4 protein-coding genes are annotated in these 3,176 nt (G+C 40.9%); all 4 read left to right on the forward strand.

Annotated elements, in window-relative coordinates; translation table 11 throughout:
* On the forward strand, nucleotides 1-450 hold a 450-nt coding region (locus WC955_13295; protein ID MFA5860030.1), incomplete at its 5' end, for a hypothetical protein.
* 104 nt (nucleotides 451-554) lie between these two features.
* Nucleotides 555-1,928, forward strand: coding sequence for an ATP-binding protein (locus tag WC955_13300; protein MFA5860031.1), 1,374 nt, complete (start codon nucleotides 555-557; stop codon nucleotides 1,926-1,928).
* A gap of 19 nt (nucleotides 1,929-1,947) precedes the next feature.
* Nucleotides 1,948-2,898: a DUF4855 domain-containing protein gene (locus WC955_13305; protein MFA5860032.1), complete on the forward strand. Its 951-nt coding sequence runs from the start codon at nucleotides 1,948-1,950 to the stop codon at nucleotides 2,896-2,898.
* Between the two features lie 60 nt (nucleotides 2,899-2,958).
* The coding region (locus WC955_13310) for a hypothetical protein (GenBank protein ID MFA5860033.1) at nucleotides 2,959-3,176 on the forward strand (218 nt) is incomplete at its 3' end.

Here is a 3,176-nt window from a genome sequence, read left to right on the forward strand (position 1 = left end):
TATTTTGCAGAGTTACCGGAACTGGCTAACGAGTTGGTGGACTGGATTTCGCTTGAACAATGTTTCCACGCGTTGCCTTCACAGATAAACCTGTATATTGTGGGACGTAAAATGTGGGAACCAAAAACGCCGTTGGCAGAGATAATGCTGGACTATTGCCGTTCAGTTTATGGGCAGGCAAACGCTGAGATTATGAAACGCGTATATGAGACGGTGGAGGAAGGGCAAACGGAAGTACGCTATGGCATGGTTCAAAAGGATCGGTATCCTCAAGTGCTTGGTACGGAAGAATTTAGGAATAAGGTTAATGCTGTGTTGGAGGATATGAAACGGGTCATCCTGCCAGCCGGGTGGAAGCCAAATTTCACAACAATGTCCACGCCACAAGAAGATTTTGATTATCTGAAGAATGAACTCGAAACATTCTCAAATACGCCTGTAAAGAAATAATTACAAAAGACGAGGAAGAAACGAAGAATTCTGAATAGAATAAGATTTTTGGATTTATAGATAATACTGGTATTGGTTGACTGAGATTAAAAGGGGACAGTTTTATGACAATGCACAAAACGGATTTAGAAATTATTTCACAAGAAGGCGAAGGTCAGATTATAGAGTTTAAAGAAGCATTCACTCCATTGATTGTTAAAGAAATTGTGGCATTCGCAAATTCGACAGGTGGAAGAGTATTTATTGGTATAGACGATTACGGTAAAGTTAAGGGGATAAAAATTACAAACAGTTTAAAGTCTCAGATTACCGATATAGCGCGTAACTGCGACCCCGCAATTTCTGTTAGCATGCAAGCTTTAGAAAATGTGTTGGTAGTAAAGGTGGAAGAAGGCACAAATAAACCGTATCAATGCAAAGAAGGGTTTTTTCTGAGGCAGGGCCCGAACGCACAGAAGCTTACCCGCGATCAGATACTACAGTTATGTATTGATGAAAGCAAGATAAGGTTTGATACCCAGCTAAGTCCGAAATTCAAGTATCCGCAGGATTTTGACAACAACCTTTTCAATCAATACATTGAAGCAGCTAAAATAGATTTTTCGTATAAAACGGAAGATGTGTTAATAAACCTGGGAGTAGCGCAGAAAAAAGCAAGCCAGCTTTTACTCAATAATACCGGTATATTATTCTTCGCAAAAGAACCCTGTAAGTTTTTTCCAAGCGCGTATGTGGATGTTGTGGTGTTTAAAGGTACGGAACGGGTTGATGTTATAGACCGCAAAACATTTAAAAACGGGTTATTGGAAAATCTGAACAGGACAAGAGTTTATTTGCAGGAACATCTGAATGTGAAATATAAGTATCGGGAAGACTGGAAACGCGAAAATATTTATGAACTTCCGTTGGATGCGTTGAGGGAAGCTGTTGCCAATGCTTTAATGCACCGCGATTATTTTGTAACGGGAGCAAATATAACTGTTTCTATATTTGACAACAGGGTTGAGGTTTCCAGCCCCGGAGGGCTTCCCAAACCTTTAACGGTAAAAGACCTGGGAAAGATGAGCAAAAGAAGGAATGAGGTAATAGCAGATTTGTTTTCCCGTCTGGACTTTGTAGAAAAACTAGGTACGGGGATAAACAAAATAAAAGGATGGATGAAAGAAGCTAACTTAAAGACGCCAAAAATGGAATCGACCGGTTTTTTCTTTATGACTTTTTATAGAGATGCATATGATGTCCCTAAAATGTCCCTGAATGTCCCTAAAATGTCCCTGAATGTCCCTAAACAAGAAAGGTTTAGATATATAATAAACAAAGTCAAATCAATTGAAATGTTTACTTCATTGACTTTAGCTAAAGAATTAAATGTTAACGAGAAAACTATTGATAGAGATTTAGAAGAATTGAAAAGGATGAAAATAATACAATATCTTGGTTCAAAACGTAAAGGGTATTATAAACTAATAAAAACATGAGAAGGAAACTAAAACATATATGTTAAGTATTCCAAAAAACGTAGTGTTAGTATATTCCGACGCACGGGAAAACACAAGGGTCTCTACCGACGGGTTCGTTCCGTTAGTTGCAGAAGTTGATTCCGCTGGTACGCCGATAAGCTGGTTTTTCGATACGTTTTTAATGACTGGATTGGTCACCCCGTCGGGACGAGGATTTATCCACCACGGAGGCGAATTGGCGTTACGCGAAGAATGGGACTGGTTTATTGACCGTATGCTGGGTAACGGTGAGCAAATCAAGTGGTTGAACGACGCAGTGGTGAATACAGCAAAAGTGCTTAAAACGTCAAATACGGCGGACATCCATCGGGTAAATGTTATCCTCGCGATCCCATACCCCGCAAGCAGCGGAAGTTGTGATAACCGGCTTAACCTCGTAAAATGGTATGTTGACGAAACGTTGAAACGGGTTCAATCAGCTGGATTTACAAATATAAACTTCATCGGCTACTACTGGATAGCGGAAAGTTGGAGGAAAGAAGCTGACGGCCTGATTATCCCCGAGGTAGCGAAATACGTGGAGTCAAAAGGGTACGGCCTGTTTTGGGTACCCTACTCCGGTGCGGTGGTTGACGGATGGAAATCTTTGGGGTTCCGTAACGCGATGCTGCAGCCTAATTTTGCGTTCCGCGATGTTGGGCTTGAACGGTTTGACGAAATTGAAGCGTTACGCCAAAACCACGGGCTCACAATTGAACTCGAACTCGCATCCTATACCCGCGGGCAAAAGATGGACTGGAAACATTCGTTTATCGAGTATTGCAAAGCAGCCTTACGGTACGGGTGGAATACTAAATATCCGGTTGGGTATTACGTTGGAAATACGTTTGTAACTTACGCGAAAGATAAAGAGTTGTTCATGTATTATAGATTAATTACCAAACTTGTTAATGGAACGCTGAGATTGACCGATTTGGATAATCTGTAGAAATATTTTGTATAATATCATCGGAGTACTTAAACAAATATTTTAGAAGGAGTAAATTTTATGGGTAAAGAACTTAAATGCGCGATTATCGGACTTGATACTAGCCATACGATAGCGTTTACACAACGCATGCAGGCGCCGGACTGTAAGCCTGAACATAAAGTACAAGGGATGAAAGTTATTAACGCTATGCGGTTTCCGTCAGCGTACCAGTCGGAACCTGACCAGGATAAACGACAGGTACAGCTTGAGGGATGGGGTGTAAAAGTTACCCGCGA

Source organism: Elusimicrobiota bacterium (genome assembly GCA_041658405.1).
Classification (GTDB): Bacteria; Elusimicrobiota; UBA5214; order JBBAAG01; family JBBAAG01; genus JBBAAG01.